Here is a 22034-nt window from a genome sequence, read left to right as displayed (position 1 = left end):
CCTCGGCCTCAGTGAACGACCAGATGACCTTCGCGGACGAAATCGACGGCGCGCGTGACGACGGCGCGGTCGGCCAGGATCCGGCGGTGGCCGAGACCGTCGGCCCAGTGAAGCCGGACATGGAGACCGGCATCGGCATAGCGCTGCGCGTGCCAGGCCGGCACTTCCTTGTCGTCAGGAGCGTGGACAACCAGCGTTGGCACCGGAGTTTCGGCCAGCTGCCTTTCACCCATAAATTCGTCGAGCGGGCGGCCGGAAATGCGTTTCACCCTGCCCGCCATGGCCTTCTGAGACCGGGGCCCGACATTGAGCATCCGGCTGAAGTCGGCGAACACCGCCGGCATCGAGCTGGGCGCGGCGACCAACACAAGGCATTCGGTGGCAAGCGGCGGAATTCCCGGGACCGATCCCGCAGCGGCATTTGCGGCCACGGCACCGCCAAAGGAGTGGCCGACGACGGCCGCGAAAGGACCGAACCATTGGCCCACCTGCGCCGCCGCCTCCACCGCGCTGACGAGGTTGAGCCGGCGTCCCGGCGATTGGCCATGGCCGGGCAGATCCAGCGATACGACCTTGTAACCGGCGTTGCGGTAGCCTTCGATCAGGCTGCGCATATATTCGGTGCGCGACCGCCAACCATGCATGACGAGGACAGTGCCCGCGGCCGCCCCGCCCTGCGGACGGAACTCATGCGCGACGATGCAGCCGCTTCTGGTTTTCAGCTGATGGTGGCGCGCCTCGCTCATGAATGACGACGCCCGCGTCACAGCACGGCGCTCGCCCTCGGTCATCTTCTTCGGGCTTGGCGTGCGGCAGAAAAGCTCGAAGGCGGCCCTGCCCGTGAGTGCGGGAGCGACACGCTCGCCGAAGCCGAACGCACCGCGGATGACCTTCAAACCAAATGGTGCCATATTCCGAATCCAAAAGCCGATCGTTCAACCATGAACATGTTAGTTCAACCATGAACAATAAACAAGACCTGCCCTGGGACAATCCGCGCTTCCGCAACTGGGTTGCGGTCGCCCGCGCCTGCCATGTCCTGGAACGGACGCTGACGGCCAAGCTGGCGCCGCTGGACCTGAAACCGGCACAACTCGACGTGCTGATGAACCTTTACCGCCACCCCGGCATGTCGCAGCACGACCTTGCGCGCAAGCTGCTGGTCGGACGATCCAACATCACCATGCTTCTGCCGCAGCTTGAAAAGCGCGGCCTGCTTCGCCGCGAAAGCGACGGCAAGGACAAACGCATCCTGCGCCTGGAACTGACCGAGGCTGGAATAACCCTTCTGATGGAGGCGCTGAAAGTGCATACGGCGCTGATCGAGACCGCCATGGGTCAATCGACGCTGGAACAATGCGACCTGATCGGCGAACAAATGCGCAAGATCACCGAGGCGCTCGATAGCGCCTGACAGTCCGGGCGCTCACCACATCGATTTTCGGGCACGCTCCGGCCATTCAATGTCGTAGGCATCGCCGTCGATCGCCTTGCGGCTGGCGACTTCCAGTATCTGGCCGGGCGTCGGCAGCGATTTCGGATCGACGTGCTTTTCGGGGTTCCACAAATCCGAGCGATGAATGGCGCGGGCGCATTGGAAATAGACCGACTCGATCTTGACGATTGTGACAGACCGCGCCGCTTTTCCTTCGACGGTGAAAGAGGAACACAGGTCCGGGTCCGCGGTGATGTGCGCGTTTCCGTTGACCCGCAGCGTGGTGCCGGAGCCCGGCACGAGGAACAGCAGGGCAACACGCGGATCGCGGATGATGTTGCGCAACGAGTCGGCGCGGTTGTTGCCGCGGCGATCGGGCATCATCAGCGTCTTCTCGTCATGAATGCGGATGAAGCCGGCAAGATCGCCACGCGGCGAGCAATCCAGTCCCTCCGGTCCGCTCGTCGCCAATGCGACGAAGGGCGACGCCTCGATGAGGGCGGCATATTCAGGAATGACGTGGTCCAGTTCCTTCACCAGCGACGTTTGACCGGGCACACCATAAAGGGTTTCGAGCTGCTCGATGGATTCTATCCTGGACATTGGCCTGGACATTGGGCACTCCGGAAAAGCGTCGCGCGTTGTTCTAGCGATCGCGGCTCAAGCCTTTTGCTTCAAGCTCGGCAAGATAGTCGTTCCACCGGGTTACATGCTCGTGACCGAGCGTGTGGAGATAGTCCCAGGTGAAAATACCGGTGTCGTGCATGTCGTCGAAGGTTATGCGCACGGCATAATTCCCGACCGGCTCGATCTTGAAAATAGCAACCTCGCGCTTGCCCGGCACCGTTACCCGCTGCTCCGGCGAATGTCCCTGCACTTCGGCGGACGGCGAAAGCACGCGCAGCAGTTCCGCCGGCAACTGGAACGGCTGATGGCCGGGGAAGCTCACGGTCAGCAGTCTGCGGTCCTTCGAGACCCTCAATTCGGTGGGCGCAGTCATGCACGTCTCTCCCTCCGCTTCCGGTTACGCCGGATTTGCTCCGAGTTAAAGCCGCAAACAATTGCATCGACTGCGCAAGCTGGTCATTGTGGGCTCAGGCTCCGATTCATGCCCTGTGAGGAAGATACGATGCGCACACTGCTTTTCGCTTTGCCCGCCCTGGCTCTCATGGCCCTCTCCTCGACAGCAGCCCGGGCTGAGGACTGCACGGAGGCGCCGGACCAGATGTCGGCGAACGAATGCGCCGACAAGGCCTATCAGGCATCGGACGCCGAACTGAACAAGCTCTACAAACAGATCGAAGGCCGGCTCAAGGACGATGCGGATACGCGCAAGCTGCTCGTCACGGCGCAAAAGGCGTGGATCGGGTTCCGCGACGCCGAATGCGACTTCTCGAGTTCCGGCGTGGCTGAGGGAAGCGCCTATCCGGCAACCGTATCGATGTGCCTCGACGGCATCACGCAGGGCCGCATCGATACGTTCCGGGGCTACCTCGATTGCGAGGAAGGCGACATGAGCTGTCCGGTGCCGGCGGCGAACTAGGCGTTTCGCTTCCGCGGTCACCGGAACGCGGAAAACAGCATGAAGGTTGGCCGCTGGCGTTCCTCAGCCAATGCGGGGTCCGCGGCGATCTGGCTGTCTGTCGGCCCCCATTCCTCGATGTGGGCCGGCGTGAAGCCAGCCTCACGGAGAAGCCTGAAATAGGTCGCGATGGTGCGATGCTGCTTGACCACGCCCGACGCCAGCCAGTCGGTCGTGCGCGGGCCTTCGACCAGATAATCGTCGACGGGCCAGACCTTGCGACCATCGCCATCGACCGTCCAGCCGGGGCGCGAGGGCGCGGTCAGCAACGGATGCTCGGCTGAAAACACCAGCCTGCCGCCCGGCTTCAGCGCGCGATGTACGGTGTTGAGCATGGTGTCCAGATCGACGATGTAGTGGAAGGCGAGCGAGCTGTAGACAAGATCGAACGACGCAGCCGGCAGCATCAACTGTTCGAGATCGGCGATTTCGTAGCGGATATTTGGGTCCTGCGTTTCATTCCGCGCCCGCTCCAGCATGTTACGCGAGACGTCGAGCCCCAGGACATCGAAGGCCCCCTGCTCGCGCGCCCAGCGGCAGAACCAGCCGAAGCCGCAGCCGAGATCGATGACCGATGCGCCGCTCAATGGCGGCAGCAACGCCCGCAGCGACGGCCATTCCGGTGCGCCCGCCAGTCCGTGGACCGAGCGCGGCAGGCCGCTATAACCTTTGAAGAAACGAGGATCGTCATAGATGTTCTGTGTCATGGCCTGTTTCATCAATATCGGGCGCTGCCGTGGCAGGACGCGTCGCGTCGCAGACGCGATATAACCAAAGTCCGAGACATCCTATCTTGAACCTTGCGCCCGATCGTATCACATAGCGGTATATAACGGCGCGGGCAGCGCGCTGGCCAAGGGAACGGAAACGCATGGACATGATCGACCCATTCGGTCGTACCATCAACTACCTGCGGGTGTCGGTCACCGACCGCTGCGACTTCCGTTGCACCTACTGCATGGCGGAGAACATGACGTTCCTGCCCAAGAAAGACCTCCTGTCGCTGGAAGAGCTCGACCGGCTCTGCACCGTCTTCATCGAGAAAGGCGTCAGGAGATTGCGCCTCACCGGCGGCGAGCCGCTGGTGCGCAAGAACATCATGCATCTGGTGCGCGAGCTTTCGCGCCATCTCGCCAGCGGTGCGCTGGAAGAACTGACGCTCACCACCAACGGCTCGCAGCTTTCGCGCTTCGCAGCGGAGCTGGCCGATTGCGGCATCAAGCGCATCAACGTGTCGCTCGACACGCTGGATGCCGACAAGTTCCATCAGATCACCCGCTGGGGCCACATCGACAAGGTTCTGGCCGGTATCGACGCGGCACAGGCGGCGGGCATCAAGGTGAAGATCAACGCCGTGGCGCTGAAGGATTTCAACGACATTGAAATCCCGCACATGCTGCGCTGGGCCCATGGCCGCGGCATGGACATGACGGTGATCGAGACGATGCCGATGGGCGAGATCGACGCCGACCGCACCGACCAGTACCTGCCGCTTTCGCTGTTGCGCGCCCAGCTTGCGCAGCAATTCACGCTGGCCGACATCCCGTTCAAGACCGGCGGCCCGGCGCGCTATGTCGAGGTTGCCGAAACCGGCGGCAGGCTCGGTTTCATCACGCCGATGACGCATAATTTCTGCGAAAGCTGCAACAGGGTGCGGCTGACCTGCACCGGCACGCTCTATATGTGTCTCGGACAGGAAGACGCCGCCGATCTGCGCAAGCCGCTGCGGGCCTCGGAAGGCAACGAGCTGCTTTCCGCCGCCATCGACGAAGCGATCGGCCGCAAGCCGAAAGGCCATGACTTCATCATCGACCGCCGCACCAGCCGTCCCGCCGTTTCACGCCATATGAGTGTTACCGGCGGCTGATTTTTGAAGCGGAATGATGCAAGATGTTTCCAGGCAGATGTCCTGGAGGTTTCATGGAGCGCTTCGCGGTAATTTCGGCCCTTTTTGGCTTCACGCTGGTTGCATCGATCGCCTTGGCGGCGCCATTCACCTACGAGAACGACCGCTTCGGCACCTCAGCAACCTTCCCGTCCGATATATTCAGTCAGGAACAGGCGCCGCCGGAGAACGGCGACGGATTGCGCTGGCTCTCCGACGACGGCGCCAGCCTTGCCATCTTCGGCTCCTATAACGTCCTCGACGAAACGCCGAAGACCCGGGAAGCCGCTGCGAAGGCTGAAAAGGACCGGCCGGCGACGTATTCCCGAACGGGAAAAAACTGGGTGGTGCTTTCAGGCACCGACGGCGACGAGGTCTTCTACGAACGCTACGTGTTCGGCCCGACCGACATCGTGCACGGCATCGTCATCGAGTATCCCGCGTCGCTCAAGGCAAAGTACGATCCGTTGGTCGGACGCATCGCCGGCAGCCTGCACGGACCCTGAACTATTGAACCGATGATGACGCGCCCGGTGTCCTTGGCCTATCGCTTTGGCGTTGCTGGTTCGTCAGCGGATGCTAGGTCGTGAACTCATAGTCTGATCGAATGGGACCTGTCCGTGTCTCTGTCCCCCAATCTGCAAGGCGCCGTGTATATGACCGTGGCCATGGCCGGCTTCACGGTCAACGACGCCATTACGAAATTCGTGTCGGAAGAGATGAACCCGGCGCAGATCATGCTTGTGCGCGGCCTTTTCGCCTGCGTGTTCGTCGGGTTGCTGGCCTGGCGGCGCGGTGCGCTTGCCGATCTGCGGCTGGCGCTTCAGCCAATGGTCGGCTTGCGGGTCGCGGCGGAGGTTTTCGCCACTGTCACCTTCCTGGCGGCGCTGGCCCACCTTCCCATCGCTAATGTATCCGCTGTCCTGCAGGCGCTGCCGCTGGCGGTGACGATGGGTGCGGCGCTGGTTTTCGGCGAGGGCGTCGGGTGGCGACGCTGGCTGGCAATCGCGGCCGGCTTTGCCGGCGTGCTGGTCATCGTGCGGCCGGGCTTCGAGGGTTTCAGCCTCTATTCGCTCCTGGCGCTGGCCAGTGTTTTCTTCTGCGCGGTGCGGGATCTTGCCACCAAACGCATACCGCAGCACGTCCCCACGCTTCTCGTGTCGACCATGACGACGCTGGTGATCATGCTGACGGGCGGGCTTCTCCTGCAGCCCTTCGGGGGCTGGACGCCGATGTCGGGCCAGTCGTTCGGGCTTCTGGCCCTCGCTTCCGTTCTGCTGCTGATCGGCTACCAGGCCATCATCACGGCCATGCGCATGGGTGAAATCTCCTTCATAGCGCCGTTCCGTTACACGTCGCTTCTGTCGTCCATCATGCTCGGTCTCGTCATCTTCGGCGACGTTCCGGACTTGGCCATGATCGTCGGGGCGCTGGTGATCGTGATGTCCGGGCTTTACACCCTCTACAGGGAACGAGTGGTCGGCCCTCGCCGCCCCGCAGCGGAAAGCACTGGACCGGCCATGGAACCCGACGGCATATAGGTCGGGCATTCGGGCGGAGAACGATGACGATTGGGATTGCCGGCACCATTCTGGCGGGAGGGCTGTCGCAGCGCATGGGTGGCGGCGACAAGGGCCTGTTGATGATCGGCGACCAGACGGTCCTGCACCATGTTGCCCGGCGCATGGCGCCGCAGGTGGAGGCCCTGGCGCTGAACGCCAATGGCGATGTTGCCCGCTTTGCACAACTCGGCCTCACGACCGTCGCCGACGGCCTTGCCGATTTCCCCGGTCCGCTGGCCGGCATCCTGGCCGCCATGGAGTGGGCCGCCGGCCTCGGCTTCAATCAGGTGGCGACCATTGCAGGCGACACGCCGTTCCTGCCCACGGATTTCGTCGCAAGGCTCGCAGCCTCACTGTCCGATGCATCTGAGGACGCCATAGCGGTCGCATCGTCGGCCGGGCGGCCCCACCCGACCTCGGCTCTCTGGCCGGTCGGCCTGCGTCATGCGCTTCGGCACGCCATCACGGACGACGAAGAACGGCGGGTTACGGCGTTCATCAACCGGTACCCGAACATGGACGTCGAATTCCCGATCGCCAACATGAGCGGAATACAGGTAGATCCGTTCTTCAACATCAACACGCCGGCCGAGCTTGCGGAAGCGCGGCGCATCGCATCAAGCATGGACCCATGAAGAGCCACGTCCTCGGCATCACAGGGTGGAAGAATTCCGGCAAGACGACGCTGACGGAAAGGCTCGTCGCCGAGATGGTCCGGCGCGGCTGGCGCGTGTCGACCGTCAAGCATGCCCATCATGATTTCGACATCGACAAGGACGGCACGGATTCGTTCCGGCACCGCAAGGCCGGTGCCACGGAAGTGGCCATCGTCTCCGACCGCCGCTGGGCTCTGATGCATGAATTGCGCGGCGAGCAGGAACCGGCGCTCGAAACGGTGCTGGCGCGGCTGGCCCCTGCCGATCTCGTTATCGTCGAAGGCTACAAGCGGGAATCACACCGCAAGATCGAAGTAAGACGCCTCGACGCCCGCGACCGCGCCCCGCTTTCCGACAGTGACCCCGGCATCATCGCCATTGCCGCAGATCACGCCGTTGAAGGCTCGAACCTGCCGGTGTTCGACCTCGACGACATCGGAGCAATCAGCGATTTCGTCGAAGCGACCATCGGGCTGCGTCCAAAATCGACAAAGTGACGTAACGTCAAGGAAAGATGACGTTTTCGGCGATCGAGCTAAACGAATGTCCCGCGTCGAATGGCTGCCTGACCCGCGGTTTTGCAGTTGCTTTTTGCGCGAAAAGAGTGGGAGTATCTGGTCAGTGGGTGCATGGGAACGCACCTGGAAAGCCGCGTCGAACCACGGCTAGATCATAAAGAGAGGACCTCATGCGTCTTTCACTGCGAGTTGCGCTGGCGGCGGCTTCGACCGCCATGCTGATGCTGGGCGCCGCCCAGGCACAGGAAAAAGTTCTGAAAATCGGCTCCGAAGGCGCTTATCCGCCCTTCAACAATCTGACCGCCGACGGAAAGCTCGAAGGCTTCGACATCGACATCGCGCAGGCGCTCTGCGACGAGATGAAGGTGAAGTGCGAGTTCATCACCCAGGATTGGGACGGCATGATCCCGGCGCTGAAGGCCGGCAAGTTCGACGCCATCGTCGCGTCGATGTCGATCACGCCGGAACGCCTGGAGCAGGTCGATTTCAGCCATAAATACTACAATACGCCTTCCGCCATCGCAGTGCCGAAGGACAGCGCCATCAAGGGCGTCGCCAAGGAAGACCTGGCCGGCAAGACCATCGGCGTGCAGGGCTCCACAACCCACTTCAATTTCGCGTCGAAGAATTATCCGGATGCGACGGTCAAGCCTTATCCGACCGCCCAGGAATACCAGCTCGATATCGCCAACGGCCGCCTCGACGCCGTGGAAGACGATATTGTGGTGCTCACCCAATGGCTGGACTCGCCGGACGGCGCCTGCTGCAAGATCCTCGGCCAGCCTTCGCCGCAGCCGGTGGAAATCTTTGGTCCGGGCGCCGGCGTCGCCATCCGCAAGGGCGAGACCGATCTGGCGAATAAGCTGAACGCAGCCATCGACGCCATTCGCGCCAACGGAAAGTACAAGGAAATCAACGACAAGTACTTCAAGTTCGACGTTTACGGCAGCGAGTCCTGATCGATTCCATGTTCATGGACGGCGCGAACCCGCGCCGTCCATGAACAGGTCGTGCGTGAGGGGATGCACGGCTCGACCTTTTGAACGGAAGGGAAACAGGCGGGCGGATGCAAAGCGCATGGACGCTGCTGAGCTGGGGACCTGAAGGCTGGCTGGATGACATCGCCTATGGTGTGTTCATCACCGTATCGCTGGCCCTTGCCACGCTCCCCGTAGGGCTCGCCATCGGTTTTCTGGTCGCCCTGGCCAAACAGTCCGAAGAGGCTTCGCTGAGGCTCGCCGGCAATGTCTATACCACCATCTTCCGGGGCCTGCCTGAACTGCTGACGCTGTTCCTCGTCTTTTACGGCGCGCAGATCGGCATCCAGAAACTGCTGCAGTTTGTCAGTCCCGGCGCAACGGTCGAGGTCAACGCCTTCGTGTCCGGCATGATCGCACTCGGCGTCGTCTTCTCCTCCTACTCCAGCGAAGTGTTTCTTTCGGCATTCCGCGCCATACCGCGCGGACAATATGAAGGCGGGTACTCGATCGGCCTGTCGAACGTGCAGACCATGCGGTTCGTCATCCTGCCGCAACTGATCCGCATCGCCCTGCCCGGCCTGGCCAATCTCTGGCTGATCCTGCTCAAGGATACCGCGCTCGTTTCGGCAATCGGGCTGAGCGACATCCTGCGGCAGGTCGGCGTCGCCGCGCGTGTTACAAAGCATGCGTTCCTGTTCTTCGGCCTGGCGGGCCTGATCTACCTTGCGCTGGCCATCATCTCGTCCGTCGGCATCAACGCCATAGAGCGCGCGGTCAGCAAACAGGCGGTGCGCCGATGAGCGCGGTCGACATCGTCGATCGTCCACCGCCGCCGCCGCGCGGCTGGCCTAGGCGGCGCGTGCTCGGATATGCGCTGCTGGCGCTGTGGGCGCTGCTGGCGCTGGCGCTGGTGTGGTTCCTGGTCACAGCATGGAAACCAGAGATTTTCGAGCGGTATGCCCCGTCTTATGTCGATGGCGTGAAAGTCACCCTGCTGCTCGTGGCCATCTCGGTCGCGATCGGCGCGGTGCTGTCGGTGCCGATCGCCTATGCGCGCATGTCGAACAACAAGGTGCTGGCGGCCATTTCCTACGCCTATGTCTATTTCTTCCGCGGCACGCCGCTTCTGGCCCAGACATTCCTCATCTATTACGGCCTCGGCTCCTTCCGGCCGGCGCTGGAATCAGTCGGGCTCTGGGTCTTCTTTCGCGAAGCCTGGTATTGCGCCATCTTCGCCTTTTCGCTGAACACCGCCGCCTATCAGGCCGAGATCCTGCGCGGTGCGATCGACAGCGTTTCCCGAGGCCAGTGGGAGGGCGCGGCGGCGCTCGGGCTTCCGAGGTGGGTGACGCTGCGCAAGATCATCCTGCCGCAGGCGTTGATCGTCGCGCTGCGTCCCTACGGCAACGAGATCATCCTGATGATCAAGGGCTCGGCCATCGTCGCCATCATCACGGTCTATGACCTTATGGGCGTGACCCGCCTCGCCTATGCACGCACCTTCGATTTTCAGACCTATCTGTGGGCGGCGATCATCTACCTGGTGATCGTGGAGGTCTTGCGCCACGGCATCGAATGGATCGAGCGGCGCATCACCATACATCTCAAGCGCTAAAACCAATCCTGGCATCATCAAAGACGGTCGCTTCGCGTTGCCTCGATGCGATTGATTGCGTAAGCATGCCGCTGCAACGTGCTGAAAGGATTGAAGATGGCAAATGTGGCGTTTCTCGGCTTGGGCGTGATGGGTTATCCGATGGCAGCTCATCTCAAGCACAAGGGCGGCCACGACGTAACCGTCTACAACCGCACCACCGCAAAGGCGGAAAAATGGGCCGCCGAGCATGGCGGCGCCTTTGCCAGGACGCCTGCCGAGGCGGCGGCTGGCAAGGAATTCGTGTTCTCCTGCGTCGGCAATGACGACGATCTGCGGCAGGTGACGGTCGGCGACGGCGGCGCATTCCAGTCCATACAGGCCGGCGCCGTCTTCATCGACAACACCACGGCCTCCGCGGAGGTCGCGCGCGAGCTTGCCGAAGCCGCGACTTCGCGCGGGTTTTCTTTCCTCGACGCCCCTGTCTCCGGCGGACAGGCCGGCGCCGAAAATGCGGCTTTGACCGTCATGGTGGGCGGCGAACAGGCGGCATTCGACCGTGCCCAACCGGTGATCGACGCCTATGCCAAGATGGTCGGCCTGATGGGTCCGACCGGCGCCGGCCAGCTGACCAAGATGATCAACCAGATCGCCATTGCCGGCATCGTCCAGGGCCTGGCGGAAGGCATCCATTTTGGCAAGAAGGCTGGGCTCGACATCGGGAAGGTAGTGGAGGTCATTTCCAAGGGCGCCGCCGGCTCCTGGCAGATGGAGAACCGCCACAAGACGATGAATGCCGGCAAGTACGATTTCGGTTTCGCCGTCGACTGGATGCGCAAGGACCTCGGCATCTGCCTCGCCGAGGCCGACCGCAATGGCGCGGCTCTGCCGCTGACGGCTCTGGTCGACCAGTTCTACAAGGATGTGCAGCAGATGGGCGGCCAGCGCTGGGATACGTCCTCACTGCTGGCGCGGCTGGAAAGATAGAGCGTTTCCAGCATGTCAGAAAATCCGGGAGGGTTCCGATCAGGCGGCATTCGATCCGGACTCCCGGTCGAGCACCATGTAATCCAGCGGCATTTCCGTGGTGTACTTGATCTGCTCCATCGCGAAGGACGACGAGACCTCGCGGATCTCGATCTTGGCGATGAGGCGTTTGTAGAAGGCATCGTAGGCGGCGATATCCGGAACGACGACACGTAGCAGGTAATCGACATCGCCGCTCATGCGGTAGAACTCGACCACTTCGGGAAATTCCTGGATGACCTCGGAAAACCGCCGCAGCCATTCATGGCTGTGCGAGTTGGTGCGGATCGACACGAAGACGTTGACCCGGACATTGATCTTCTCCGGGTTGAGAAGCGCGACGCGCCGCTTGATGACGCCTTCCTCCTCGAGCTTCTGGATACGCCGCCAGCACGGCGTCGTGGAAAGGCCGACTTTCTTGGCCACATCGGCGACAGCGAGCGTCGCATCCTCCTGCAACAAGCGGAGGATTTTTCTATCGAGACGGTCCATAAAGCGACTCCTAGAGAAACCTATTCTACCATCTTCGGCTTTATGAGCGGGATCAACAAGAAAGAAATTCCGATCATATCGGATGAATCGAGTTGGTTTTTCTCTGCACCCTAGCCGATCCGACTACGGATTTCCTCTTTCAGAAAGGGCAGCAAATCCATTTCAAACCAGCGATTCCGCTTCAGCCATCCGGTATTGCGCCATGAAGGATGCGGCAGCGGCAGAACCTTCGGCACCTCGGGGCTGGCCCAGATGTCGCGCCAGCTCGCGACCGTCTCGGTGAGCGACGGCAACCGCGCCGATCCCATGTGCCAACGCTGCGCATAGATGCCTATGGTCAGAACCAGGTCGATCTGCGGCATCAGCGCCATCAACGGTTCGCGCCAGGTCGGCGCGCATTCGGCCCGCGGCGGCAGGTCGCCACCCTTGGCGTCCTGGCCGGGAAAGCAAAACCCCATCGGGACGATGGCGAACTTGTCCGTGTCGTAGAATTCTTCGCTGGTCACGCCAAGCCAACTGCGCAGCCTGTCTCCCGATGCATCGGTGAACGGCATGCCGGTCTGGTGTACCTTGGTTCCCGGCGCCTGGCTTGCCAGCAGGATGCGGGCCGTGGACGACGGCAGGAGCACCGGGCGCGGCGCGTGCGGCAGCGGACGTCCCAGGGGCTCCTCCACGCATATGCGGCAAGCGCGAACCTTTGCCGTCAGCCGTTCGAGTTGTTCGCTCATTCTCAGGCAGTGGCGCTCGGCCGGCTGGATAAGGATTTGTACCAGCGCTGGACGTTGGCGCAGTCTTCCGGCAAGGCGATGCGCGCTGGTTTCATGAAATCGATCGCAATCATGCCGGTGATGTCGGCTATGGAATAAGCGTCGCCGGCGGCAAATTCGCGACCGGCCAGCTCGGTGTCGAGAATGCGCAGGAATTCGAGCGCCTTCGGCTTGTTGGCCTCGCCCCATTCGGGAACCTGCGGCACCTCCCATTCCTTCATGGCAGGATGGATATGGCGAAAAGCATACGCCACCGCGCCGAACAGATTGAACTCTATACGTCGCTGCCACATCTCCACGACGGCCTTGCCGAGCGCTCCGGTACCGAAAAGCGCCGGTTCGGGATGCAGTTCTTCAAAGTAACGGCAGATCGCGACCGACTCCGTAAGGATCGTGCCGTCATCCAGTTCCAGCACCGGCAGGCGCTGCAACGGGTTGCGTGTCGCAACCGCCTCCTTCTTGTGCTCCATGGCGCCCATATCGACGGGGACAAGCGGCACCTCGATGCCTTTCTCTGCCAAAAACACGCGAACCCGGCGCGGGTTGGGTGCGCGACCACCGTCGAACAGCTTCATAATTTCCTCCGAGGCCTATGATTTTGTTTCATAATATAGGCACAACCAATCAGAAGCGAAACATTTCCCGCAAGCCGTCGCCCAGACTTCCCAGCGTGTCATGCTTGCGTTCGACGAACTCGCTGTGCGTTGCACGCCATTCCTGCGGGCTGACGAAATCGCCGGCCCAGATACCCAGCTTCGCAGCACGCGCCGTCCCTTCCAACCCCTCGAAATCACCGTAGGCCACGGCCCAGCCGGCCTCCACCTGCGCACGGTTCAGATCAACGCCGCCGGCGGTGCAGTCGCCAAGCGTGCGGCCATAGCGGTCGCGCTGCCATCCACTGCATGACACAGCCTTGCCGGCGACGAGCCTTGCCAGCGCCTGCCTGGCCTGACGGCCGCAAGGATAATCCGCCCCGTTCCGTTGACATGTCTGGTTGTATTCAGGTGCGTCGATGCCGCGCAGTCGGATGCGCTCGGCTCCAAGCGTCAGGGAATCTCCGTCATTGATGATGGCCGTAGCGCCCTGGACCTTCCTCGTTTCCACGCGATCGAGCCGCGCGGCCAGAAGGATCAGCAAACCAAGCAGGACAAAGGTCAAAGCGTAGTCGAAAAGCCGGCGGACAAGGCCGCGCGGCCGTGCTGCCGCATATCGCCTTTGCGGCCTTCGCGACCAGGAACGGCTCATATGGCAAACAGTCTCTTAATCATTCGAACGTAGTTTGGGGCCGAGGATTACAGCCCGAACACCGCTGCACGCGTGAATTGAAGTTTGATGTCTCTGCAACGCTCGAACACAGCGGACAAGAACATTGTGGACCGCAGGAAGCGCCATCGCAACACCGATGTCGCGCGCGCGGTGAAGAAGACCCGTGACCGCCTTTCCCAGCAGGGCGGCAATCCCGATTTCGACCGCGAACTGCTGAAGCTGCACGCCCGCGCCATGGTCGGAAGCGCCATCGCCCTGCCCTTGCTGGTGCTGACGGTTTCGGCCGCCGGCCTGTTCGCCAGCATGAGCAGCGAAATCCTCATCTGGGCGCTCATTACTGTCGGATGCTACGCGGCGCTGGCGCTTCTGGCGCTGCGTATCGACCGCATGGCGGCCGCCGATATCAAGCCGGGGCAGACGACGCGGAATTTCCTGATCGCGCATGGCATCAGCGGCCTCGGCTGGGTGTATTTCGCCGCGCTGGGCTGCAATCCATGCGCCATCGACCAGTTCCAGGTCATCAAGGCAGTCATTTTGCTGTTGGCCATGGCCGCGACGGCGATCATGGCCTCTTCACTGAGCGGAGCGCTGCTGGCGACATTCGCCCTGCCTGTCGCGGCCTATATCTATACCACGTCGCAGCCCTGGGAGCCGGTCGAGGCGATCATGGTGGCGCTGCTGGTGGCGGCGCTGCCCTTCTTCGCCTATGTCGCGCAAAACCTCTACCGGTCGTCGCTGATGCTCTTGTCTTTCCGAACGGAAAAGGACGCGCTGATCGCCGAGCTCGAAACGGCCAAATCCATGTCGGATGAGGCGCGACGGCGCGCCGAGGAAGCGAACCTGGCAAAATCCCGCTTCCTGGCTTCGATGAGCCATGAGCTGCGCACGCCGCTCAACGCCATTCTCGGCTTTTCCGAGGTGATGGCCGACGAGGTGCTCGGGCCGATGGGCAATCCGACCTATCGCGCTTACGCCAGCGACGTGCATGAATCCGGGCAGCACCTGCTCGACCTCATCAACGAGATCCTCGACCTTTCGCGCATCGAGGCCGGGCGCTACCAGCTCAACGAAGAGCCGGTGATGCTGCTGAACATCGTGGAGGATTGCTGCCACATGATGGAACTGCGGGCGCGCAACAAGGATATCCGTATCGTCCAGGATTTCGAGAGCGTGCTGCCGCGCCTTTTCGCGGATGAACGGGCGGTGCGGCAGATCGCGCTCAACCTTTTGTCGAACGCCATCAAGTTCACCCCGACCGGCGGCGAAGTGCTGGTCCGTGTCGGCTGGACGGCCGGTGGCGGACAATACATTTCCATCCGGGACAATGGACCCGGCATTCCCGAAGACGAGATTCCGGTGGTGCTTTCCGCCTTCGGTCAGGGTTCCATCGCCATCAAGAGCGCCGAACAGGGAACCGGTCTTGGGCTGCCGATCGTGCAGGGGCTGATCGCCATGCATGGCGGCGAATTCCAGCTCAACTCCAAGCTGCGCGAAGGCACCGAGGCGCTTGCCGTCTTCCCGCCGACGCGCGTGATGGAGGAACTGCCGGCATTGCCGACCCAGGCTGTCGCGGTCGGCCGCCGGCGATAGAAGCCGTCTCAGTTTTTCGCCGCTGCAGCGGCACCTGACGCCACCAGCGCCGCCGCCTTGACCACTCCGGCCGCCAGCGCTGCGGCGACGCCCTCGCCGCCTGTGCCAATTGTGAAATCGAGCAGAGGCTTCAGTCCCAGCATACCGGCGGCCTTGGCGTGACCGGGTTCGGGCGACAAGCCGGCAAGCCGGCAGTGATCGATAGCCGTTGGTTCGGCGGCCCTCAGCGCAGCCGCCACCGCGAGCGCAGCGAACCCATCGAGGAGCACCGGAACTTTCTGCACGCGCGCTGCCAGGATTGCGCCTGCGATGGCCGCGAATTCACGGCCGCCGACCCGGCGCAACGCCTCGAACGGATCCTTCAGGTTGCCGCCATGGAAAGCCAGCGCAGCATCGACCGCCTCGGCCTTGCGCGCCATCATGGCTGCATCCGCGCCGGAGCCGGGACCGACCCAATCCGCCCCCGTTCCGCCGAGCATCGCCGCCAGCAATGCGGCGGCGACGGTCGAATTGCCGACGCCGAGATCGCCGAGGCAGAGCAGGTCAATGCCGCCGGCGACCGCTTCCATGCCGAACGCCATGGTCGCGGCGCAACCGCGTTCGTCGAGGGCGGCTTCCTGGGTAATGTCGCCAGTGGGAATATTAAGCGCCAGGTCGAACACCCGCAGGCCAAGATCATGCGCCACGCAAACCTGGTTGACCGCAGCGCCGCCCGCCGCGCAGAACTCGACCGCATCGGCCGTTGCCGAAACCGGTCGCGGGGAGATGCCGTGGCGCGCGACGCCATGGTTGCCTGCAAACAGCGCTACCTGCGCCTTGTTGACAGAAGGCGGCGCCCTGCCCGTCCAGGCTGACAGCCATTCGGCCATTTCGACAACGCGGCCGAGTTGCGGCCCGTTCTGGCCCGGTTTGCCGGCAAGAAAAGACCGCGTCTGGGCTTCGGCGAAGCGGTCGGCCTCCGGCAGCCCTGAGATCAATTTGCGAAAATCGTCGAAAGGCAGCGCGCTGACGGTCATCTTCTGGTCCTTTTACAGCGCGGCATAGCTTTCCTGCCCGATATGCACAACCGCCCACCGTTTCCAAACGATTGAGAAACCGGGTTCACGCCAAATTGCCGGACTTGCATTGCCTTTTCCATTGCACCATGTGGAAGATGCACGCGCAGAGACACCCATGACGGCCATCGAATCGCCCTGCATTCTGGTCTGCTCGATAGACCTCAAGACCGGCTTCTGCTTCGGTTGCGGGCGCACGCGCGATGAAATCGCCGCGTGGATCGAGATGACACCGGAGGCGCGGCAGCATGTCATGGCCGCACTGCCCGCCCGTCTGGCAACCGTAGAGCGCCGTCCGCGCCGGGAAACCCGCCGCGCCCGCATGGCGCGCGAGCGCGGTGAGGCGGTCTGAACCAGCATGAGCCGAAGCCTGTGGATCATTCTGATCGTCATCGCCGCGGCCATCGGGCTGCTGGTGCTGAACGATGGCGCCGGCAGCACCATGGGCATCGAGAATTACGATTTCAGCCGGCTGGTCTGGCTCGGCGTTCTGGTCGCCGTGGTCGGCGCAGGATTGTTCCGCTCCGGGCGGCCGGTCGGTGACATGGCTCGCAGCCTCGGCACATGGGCGGTCATTATTCTTGGGCTGATCGCCGGCTATCAATACCGCTATGAACTGCAGGATTTCGCCAGCCGGGTCAGCGCCGGCCTGATACCCGGGAGCCCGCTGACGCTCGGCGTCGCGGATGGACGGCCGACGGTGACGCTGGACAAAGGCGACAACGGCCATTTCGAGGCGCGCATCATGGTCAATGGCGCAACCATCCGCGCGGTCGTCGATACGGGGGCTACAAGCACTGTGTTGACGTCGCAAGACGCCATGGCCGCAGGCTTCAACCCGGCAACGCTCAGCTATACAGTGCCTGTTTCCACCGCCAACGGCATGACCAATGCAGCGGCGGTGCGTGCCGATCAATTGAAGCTGGGCGATATCGTGCGCAAGGACATCACGGTCCTGATCGCAGCGCCCGGCTCGCTGGGTCAAAGCCTGCTCGGCATGAATTTCATCGGTTCGCTGTCGGGCTTCGATGTGCGCGGCGACCGCATGATCCTACGCGGCTGAGCGACGAGCCCGTTCAAGCCGCCCGATCTTCGCTGGCTGCGGCACCGATAGCGGCAAAGGCAGCGTAGAGCACTTCTGGTCCCGCTCCGGGCTTTGCCGCATCCATCGACAGGATCTGCCGCCAGCGTCGGGCGCCCGGCTGCCCATGGAACAGCCCGACCATGTGTCGCGTGACGTGACCGAGGCGGCCTCCTTGCTCGACATGCCGGGCGGCGTAACCTGCCATGACGTCGATCAGGGCTGCGAAATCGAAGGCGTTTTTCTCCGCGCCGTAGAAGGCAGCGTCGGCATCGGCCAGTATTCCCGGCGTATGGTAGGCTGCGCGCCCGAGCATGACGCCATCGACATGGGCAAGATGCGTCCCCGCTTCCCGCAGATCGGGAACGCCGCCATTGATGCCGATGAAGCGGTCGGCGTTCTTCGCCTTGAGCCGGTAGACGCGATTGTAATCCAGGGGCGGAATGTCGCGGTTCTCCTTCGGCGACAGGCCTTCCAGCCATGCCTTGCGGGCATGGACCCAAACAGCATCCGCGCCGGCGGCGAACACGCCATCGCAAACCGCGTCGAGCGCAGCTTCCGGATCCTGGTCGTCAACGCCGAGCCGGCATTTGACGGTAACGGGGATGGACACGCTCGTCTTCATGGCGGCGACGCAATCCGCCACCAACGACGGCGTCTTCATCAGGCAGGCGCCGAATGTACCGGATTGAACGCGATCGGACGGGCAGCCGACATTGAGGTTGATCTCGTCATAGCCGAAGGCCTCGCCAATACGCGCCGCTTCGGCGAGTTTTTCGGGGTCCGAACCGCCAAGCTGGAGCGCTGCGGGATGCTCCTGTGCATCAAAGCCCAGCAACCGCTCGCGCGCGCCGTGGATGACGGCATCGGCAACCACCATCTCGGTGTAGAGTAGGGCACGGCGCGTCAGCTGACGGTGAAAGAACCGGCAGTGCCGGTCCGTCCAGTCCATCATCGGCGCAATGGCCAGTCTATGTGCTTGGTACTGCGTCATCTTCCTGAGCGATCTCGATCGTCGGAGTGGACATCCGAATACATGTCCTGACCGACCTCATATCACCGACAGGAGCAATGTGGGCAAGCCCCCTCTCCGCTTCAATGCCGTGGAATGCCTCCAGACTTCTGTTGAGCAATTTGCCCGCGACGATGCTGGGCCAGGAAAAAAATGGCTTCAGGTTGCCAGCGTGCGCCTGCGAAGCCGACGCGCCTTAATCGAAACGCAGCGGCAGTCGGACGACGAACTCGGCGCCCTTTGTCTTGGCGCTTGTGCAGCTAAGGTCGCCGCCGAACCGTTCGACGATCTGCCGGCTGATCGGCAGTCCGAGCCCGACGCCTCCCTGCCGCGCCTTCTGGCCGCGGAAGAACTTGGTGAAGATGAGTTCGCGATCCTTCAGCGGAATGCCCGGACCGTTGTCGGTCACTCGCGCCTCGTAGAAGCCTTTCCTTCCGGCGGCCCCGGTTACGACGACCTCAGGATTGGCGCTCGTATTGTGCTTGATGGCATTCGAGACGAGGTTGATGAAGACCTGCGTCAGACGATCCCTGCTTCCAAGCACGCGGGCATTGCGCGACCGGCGGCCGCGCTTGATCCTGACGCCGGCAGCGCGGGCAAGCGGCTCGCAGGTCTCGATGGCCTGATCGATGGCGGTCTCCGGATCGAACACCGTCACCTCCCAGGTCTGTGTCCCCGGCTCCAGGAAATTCAGATCGAGAATTCCGTCGAGCAACCGTGTCAGGCGGAAACTTTCCGACTGGATGATGCCGAGGAAATGGAGCTTGCGCGATTCGTCGAGGTCGCGGTTCTTGAGCAGTATCTCGCTGAACGAGCGGATCGACGTCATCGGGGTCCGGACCTCGTGGCTGACCTGGCTGAGGAACTCGTCCTTCTGCACGTCGATCTCACGCAGCCTGTCGTTCGCCTCCGCCAGTTCCGCCGCCGTCGCCTCGATCTGCCGGGACTTGCTTTCCAGTTCGGCTGAATAGGCGCGAATCTGTTCCGCCTCGCCGGCGAGGCGCTTCAGTTCGTCGACGCTGATCGTTTCGCTAGTGACGACGCGCGACACCAGCGAGCGGGCGGACGCCGCGCCGACATTCGCCGCAAGGCGGGTTTCGACCAGGGTTATGAGCTCGTCGCTGGCGATGACGGCGGGTTCCACGTCGCCCTTGTCGAACAGGCTGACCGATTCGACCGGCCCGAGGATGCGGTCGGCGATCTGGCGCAATTCCGAGACCCTCGCCGTGCGGCGGATGACGCCGAGTTCGCTTTCCGTCTGCCGGCGGAAAATATCGATGAACAGCGTCGCTTGAAAGCGGGTCAACGGCGTCGGTTCGCGCAGCAACGAGACAATTACCAGCAGCGCCGTATTGACGGTCATGCTCCAGAACAGCGCGTGCACCAGCGGGTCGAACGCATCCAGACCGAACAGCGCGTGCGGGTTCAGCCAGTTCAGCCCGAAGGGTCCGTTGGCGATGACGTCGGCCGACATCAGAAACGCGCCTTTGAAGCTCGGCAGGAAAAGCGTGTAGGCCCAGATCAGGAAGCCGGCGGCGAGGCCGGCAATGGCGCCGCGGTGTGTGGCCCGGTGCCAGTACAGCCCCGCGATCAGGCTCGGCAGAGGCTGGATCAGGCCGCAGAACGAGATCAACCCGATCGAAGCCAGCGCACCGGAGGTCCGGCTTATCCAGAAATAGGTGAAGCCGAGGAAGATGGTGAAGACGATGCTCATGCGCCGGGCGACGAGGATGAAATTACGCGCGCTCTGTCCCCCGCCGGTCGGAACCAGGGAGAAGCGCAGGGCCAGGGGCATGACGATATGGTTGGAGATCATCGTCGACAGCGCGATCGAAGATACGATCACCATCGAAGTCGCCGATGAAAATCCGCCGAGAAACGCAAGCAGGCCGACCGTCTCGCCGCCATTCGTCATCGGCAGCGTCAATACGAAGAGATCGGGGTCGGAACCCGGCGGCAGGTTGTTGAGCCCGGCCATAGCAATCGGGATGACGAACAGATTGATGAGCAAGAGATAAAGCGGAAACATCCAGGAAGCCGTGCGGATCTGTTCCTCGCTGGAATTCTCGACGACCGTCACCTGAAACTGGCGCGGCAGGCAGATGACGGCCGCACCGGACAGGAAGCAGAGCGCGACCCAGCGCGCCGCAAAACCTTCTTCCGGGCTCATCAGGCTTGCCGGCGCGTTGCGGAACATCAAATCCGGCGTCCGCGAAAGGACGAAAAAAACCCATAGGCCGACGGCCATGAAGGCGACGAGCTTCACCAGCGCCTCGACCGCGATCGCCGCGATCACGCCGTGATGGCGCTCGTTCACGTCGATGTTGCGAACGCCGAAGACGATCGAGAACAGACACAGGCCCGCAGCCAGCCAGAAGGCGACGGCGAAGTCCGGCTCTAGCGGACGGGAAGCGGCCACCACCGCTCCCGCCGGATAAGTGATGACCTGGAAGCTGGCGGTCAGCGCCTTAAGCTGCAACGCGATATAGGGGGTGATGGCAACCAGGGCCAGGATAGTGATGAGCGCGCCGAGCACCGGACTTTTGCCAAATCGCGCTGAGATGAAATCGGCGATCGAGGTCGTGTGATGGACCCGCCCGACGGTGACGAGCTTCCGCAGAAACAGCCACCAACCGGCGAACACGATTGTCGGGCCAAGATAGATGGTGAGGAATTCGAGCCCGTTCTTCGCCGCCGAGCCGACGGAGCCGAAAAAGGTCCACGAGCTGCAATAGATGGAGATCGACAGTGTGTAGACGAGCGGCGAGGAGAGCAACCCTGCCGGGTTCTTGCGCGCCCTGCGATCGCCGGCGAAAGCGACGGCGAACAGGATGGCGACATAGGTTATGCAGACGAAGACGACGAAATTGGCCTGATGCATCAGTGCTGACCGGGTAGCCGCTGCCCTGCAGCGTCTGCCGCGTCGCTGGCGCCTTCCGCCATCCGCGCATGGCGGCGCGCCAGCAACCAGGCGCTGAACACGATCGCAGCCCATACGCCGAAGACATAAATCAGGACGAGCGGGATACCGGCGACGCGAGCGGGTGCTATGAACACGAAGAGGAATGGCGGCAGAAACAGGAACGCGGCGGCGACGGGCAGAAGCGTCGCGGCATCGCGCGTGCCTTGCGCGTCCGCCTCCCAGCGCCTCATTTCGACACACCTGCAGCCAGTTGGCAGACCCGTTCGACGATCTCGGTGTTGGAAAACGGTTTGGTGATGAAGGCCGTCGCGCCGAACGCCTCCGCTGCACTGCGATCAGCCGCCTGCCCTTTGGCGGTGAGGACGATAACCGGCAGACGGTCCAGCGCCCGGTCGGAGCGCACTGCGCGCAAAACGTCGAGGCCGCTGATCCCCGGCAGCATGATGTCGAGAATGAGAACCGAATAGATATGCCTGCTCAGACGCCGCAGAGCTTCGGTCCCGTCCAGCGCGGTATCGACTTCGAAATCGGCGCGCTGCAGGATAAAACTCAGGGATTCGACGATATGCGGCTCATCTTCGACGATGAGAACGCGGGTTTTTGACAAGTC

At 62.7% G+C, this 22034-nt stretch carries 27 protein-coding genes; 14 read left to right on the top strand and 13 right to left on the bottom strand.

Features of this window, described 5'->3' with window-relative positions; all coding sequences use genetic code 11:
- Positions 1-8: 8 nt before the first annotated feature.
- Positions 9-911, bottom strand: a complete 903-nt coding sequence (locus ASD44_RS04440) for an alpha/beta hydrolase (RefSeq protein ID WP_056109279.1) — start codon at positions 909-911, stop codon at positions 9-11.
- A 50-nt stretch (positions 912-961) separates the two neighbouring features.
- Here ASD44_RS04440 and ASD44_RS04435 point away from each other — a divergent pair, with 50 nt between their 5' ends.
- Positions 962-1414, top strand: a complete 453-nt coding sequence (locus ASD44_RS04435) for a MarR family transcriptional regulator (protein ID WP_056109277.1) — start codon at positions 962-964, stop codon at positions 1412-1414.
- 12 nt (positions 1415-1426) lie between these two features.
- Here ASD44_RS04435 and ASD44_RS04430 read toward each other — a convergent pair whose 3' ends face one another.
- Positions 1427-2038 (bottom strand): pyridoxamine 5'-phosphate oxidase family protein, encoded by a 612-nt coding sequence (locus tag ASD44_RS04430; protein WP_056109275.1) that lies wholly within the window; start codon positions 2036-2038, stop codon positions 1427-1429.
- A gap of 43 nt (positions 2039-2081) precedes the next feature.
- Positions 2082-2435 (bottom strand): DUF971 domain-containing protein, encoded by a 354-nt coding sequence (locus tag ASD44_RS04425; RefSeq protein ID WP_056109274.1) that lies wholly within the window; start codon positions 2433-2435, stop codon positions 2082-2084.
- A gap of 129 nt (positions 2436-2564) precedes the next feature.
- Here ASD44_RS04425 and ASD44_RS04420 point away from each other — a divergent pair, with 129 nt between their 5' ends.
- Complete coding sequence (locus tag ASD44_RS04420; protein ID WP_056109272.1) at positions 2565-2978, top strand: lysozyme inhibitor LprI family protein; 414 nt, start codon at positions 2565-2567, stop codon at positions 2976-2978.
- 17 nt (positions 2979-2995) lie between these two features.
- Here the strand turns inward: ASD44_RS04420 and ASD44_RS04415 are convergent, their stop codons facing one another.
- Positions 2996-3724, bottom strand: a complete 729-nt coding sequence (locus ASD44_RS04415; protein WP_056115428.1) for a class I SAM-dependent methyltransferase — start codon at positions 3722-3724, stop codon at positions 2996-2998.
- A 164-nt stretch (positions 3725-3888) separates the two neighbouring features.
- On the opposite strand from ASD44_RS04415, the gene moaA reads away from it, so the two are divergent.
- From moaA to ASD44_RS04370, 9 genes are all read left to right on the top strand, one after another.
- Positions 3889-4884 (top strand): GTP 3',8-cyclase MoaA, encoded by a 996-nt coding sequence (gene moaA / locus ASD44_RS04410; protein ID WP_056109270.1) that lies wholly within the window; start codon positions 3889-3891, stop codon positions 4882-4884.
- 53 nt (positions 4885-4937) lie between these two features.
- Positions 4938-5408 carry a hypothetical protein gene (locus tag ASD44_RS04405; protein WP_056109268.1) on the top strand — a complete coding sequence of 157 codons (471 nt, stop codon included), beginning with the start codon at positions 4938-4940 and terminating at the stop codon, positions 5406-5408.
- A 114-nt stretch (positions 5409-5522) separates the two neighbouring features.
- The gene (locus ASD44_RS04400; RefSeq protein WP_056109266.1) at positions 5523-6443 is read left to right on the top strand and encodes a DMT family transporter; all 921 of its coding nucleotides are present in this window, start codon (positions 5523-5525) and stop codon (positions 6441-6443) included.
- Positions 6444-6466: 23 nt separating this feature from the next.
- Positions 6467-7099 (top strand): molybdenum cofactor guanylyltransferase MobA, encoded by a 633-nt coding sequence (gene mobA / locus ASD44_RS04395; RefSeq protein ID WP_056109265.1) that lies wholly within the window; start codon positions 6467-6469, stop codon positions 7097-7099.
- A complete protein-coding gene (gene mobB, locus ASD44_RS04390; RefSeq protein ID WP_056109263.1) occupies positions 7096-7617 on the top strand; it encodes a molybdopterin-guanine dinucleotide biosynthesis protein B in 522 nt (173 codons plus the stop codon). The genes mobA and mobB overlap by 4 nt, the downstream gene beginning before the upstream one ends.
- Positions 7618-7808: 191 nt before the next feature.
- Entirely contained in the window at positions 7809-8597 is a 789-nt protein-coding gene (locus ASD44_RS04385; protein WP_056109260.1) for an ABC transporter substrate-binding protein, read from the top strand.
- Positions 8598-8704: 107 nt separating this feature from the next.
- Positions 8705-9418: an ABC transporter permease gene (locus tag ASD44_RS04380; protein ID WP_056109259.1), complete on the top strand. Its 714-nt coding sequence runs from the start codon at positions 8705-8707 to the stop codon at positions 9416-9418.
- Positions 9415-10233, top strand: a complete 819-nt coding sequence (locus tag ASD44_RS04375; RefSeq protein WP_056109257.1) for an ABC transporter permease — start codon at positions 9415-9417, stop codon at positions 10231-10233. The genes ASD44_RS04380 and ASD44_RS04375 overlap by 4 nt, the downstream gene beginning before the upstream one ends.
- 90 nt (positions 10234-10323) lie before the next feature.
- Entirely contained in the window at positions 10324-11199 is an 876-nt protein-coding gene (locus ASD44_RS04370) for an NAD(P)-dependent oxidoreductase (protein WP_274533090.1), read from the top strand.
- A 39-nt stretch (positions 11200-11238) separates the two neighbouring features.
- Here the strand turns inward: ASD44_RS04370 and ASD44_RS04365 are convergent, their stop codons facing one another.
- From ASD44_RS04365 to ASD44_RS04350, 4 genes are all read right to left on the bottom strand, one after another.
- Complete coding sequence (locus ASD44_RS04365; RefSeq protein ID WP_056109255.1) at positions 11239-11730, bottom strand: Lrp/AsnC family transcriptional regulator; 492 nt, start codon at positions 11728-11730, stop codon at positions 11239-11241.
- Between the two features lie 110 nt (positions 11731-11840).
- Positions 11841-12458 carry a uracil-DNA glycosylase family protein gene (locus tag ASD44_RS04360; protein WP_082542380.1) on the bottom strand — a complete coding sequence of 206 codons (618 nt, stop codon included), beginning with the start codon at positions 12456-12458 and terminating at the stop codon, positions 11841-11843.
- A gap of 2 nt (positions 12459-12460) precedes the next feature.
- Positions 12461-13072 (bottom strand): glutathione S-transferase, encoded by a 612-nt coding sequence (locus ASD44_RS04355; RefSeq protein WP_056109254.1) that lies wholly within the window; start codon positions 13070-13072, stop codon positions 12461-12463.
- A gap of 49 nt (positions 13073-13121) precedes the next feature.
- On the bottom strand, positions 13122-13742 hold the full coding sequence (locus ASD44_RS04350; RefSeq protein WP_056109252.1) for a thermonuclease family protein: 621 nt from the start codon (positions 13740-13742) through the stop codon (positions 13122-13124).
- Between the two features lie 87 nt (positions 13743-13829).
- On the opposite strand from ASD44_RS04350, the gene ASD44_RS04345 reads away from it, so the two are divergent.
- Positions 13830-15353, top strand: a complete 1524-nt coding sequence (locus ASD44_RS04345) for a HAMP domain-containing sensor histidine kinase (RefSeq protein ID WP_056109250.1) — start codon at positions 13830-13832, stop codon at positions 15351-15353.
- A gap of 8 nt (positions 15354-15361) precedes the next feature.
- Here ASD44_RS04345 and ASD44_RS04340 read toward each other — a convergent pair whose 3' ends face one another.
- Entirely contained in the window at positions 15362-16369 is a 1008-nt protein-coding gene (locus ASD44_RS04340; protein ID WP_056109248.1) for a nicotinate-nucleotide--dimethylbenzimidazole phosphoribosyltransferase, read from the bottom strand.
- A gap of 157 nt (positions 16370-16526) precedes the next feature.
- Here ASD44_RS04340 and ASD44_RS04335 point away from each other — a divergent pair, with 157 nt between their 5' ends.
- Entirely contained in the window at positions 16527-16760 is a 234-nt protein-coding gene (locus ASD44_RS04335) for a DUF1289 domain-containing protein (RefSeq protein WP_056109246.1), read from the top strand.
- Between the two features lie 6 nt (positions 16761-16766).
- Positions 16767-17471: a TIGR02281 family clan AA aspartic protease gene (locus ASD44_RS04330; RefSeq protein WP_056109244.1), complete on the top strand. Its 705-nt coding sequence runs from the start codon at positions 16767-16769 to the stop codon at positions 17469-17471.
- Between the two features lie 13 nt (positions 17472-17484).
- On the opposite strand, the gene dusA is transcribed toward ASD44_RS04330, so the two are convergent.
- The 4 genes from dusA to ASD44_RS04310 form a co-directional block, all read right to left on the bottom strand.
- Positions 17485-18483, bottom strand: a complete 999-nt coding sequence (gene dusA / locus ASD44_RS04325; RefSeq protein ID WP_056109241.1) for a tRNA dihydrouridine(20/20a) synthase DusA — start codon at positions 18481-18483, stop codon at positions 17485-17487.
- A gap of 214 nt (positions 18484-18697) precedes the next feature.
- Complete coding sequence (locus ASD44_RS04320; RefSeq protein ID WP_056109238.1) at positions 18698-21382, bottom strand: sensor histidine kinase; 2685 nt, start codon at positions 21380-21382, stop codon at positions 18698-18700.
- A complete protein-coding gene (locus tag ASD44_RS04315; RefSeq protein WP_056109235.1) occupies positions 21382-21654 on the bottom strand; it encodes a hypothetical protein in 273 nt (90 codons plus the stop codon). The genes ASD44_RS04320 and ASD44_RS04315 overlap by 1 nt, the downstream gene beginning before the upstream one ends.
- Positions 21651-22031 (bottom strand): response regulator, encoded by a 381-nt coding sequence (locus tag ASD44_RS04310; RefSeq protein ID WP_056109233.1) that lies wholly within the window; start codon positions 22029-22031, stop codon positions 21651-21653. Before ASD44_RS04310 ends, ASD44_RS04315 begins: the two co-directional genes overlap by 4 nt.
- Between the last annotated feature and the right edge of the window lie 3 nt (positions 22032-22034).

Source organism: Mesorhizobium sp. Root554 (assembly GCF_001427025.1).
In the GTDB taxonomy this organism is placed as follows: domain Bacteria; phylum Pseudomonadota; class Alphaproteobacteria; order Rhizobiales; family Rhizobiaceae; genus Mesorhizobium.
Note: the sequence above shows the minus strand (reverse complement) of the source record. Positions and strands in the feature narration are given on the sequence as shown.